The 249-nt window shown below is 47.4% G+C and carries 1 protein-coding gene; it reads left to right on the top strand.

Features of this window, described 5'->3' with window-relative positions; genetic code table 11:
• Window positions 1-249: fimbrial protein (locus tag R0J87_RS23075; RefSeq protein WP_498889275.1), on the top strand; the 249-nt coding region annotated here is incomplete at both ends.

Raw genomic sequence — 249 nt, 5'->3', positions numbered from 1 at the left:
AAGGTTACTTTCACTACAGCAAATACCATGACGGGTCAGTCTGATCTTCTGAAAAATACCAAAGAAACTGAAATCGGCGGCGCCACTGGCGTTGGCGTACGTATTCTGGACAGCCAGAGCGGCGAAGTAACTTTAGGTACTCCGGTAGTAATTACGTTCAACAATACCAACAGCTATCAGGAACTGAATTTCAAAGCTCGTATGGAATCCCCAAGCAAAGATGCCACCCCGGGCAACGTTTACGCTCAG

This window comes from Halomonas sp. SIMBA_159, from assembly GCF_046536035.1.
Classification (GTDB): domain Bacteria; phylum Pseudomonadota; class Gammaproteobacteria; order Pseudomonadales; family Halomonadaceae; genus Vreelandella; species Vreelandella venusta_A.
Note: the sequence above shows the minus strand (reverse complement) of the source record. Positions and strands in the feature narration are given on the sequence as shown.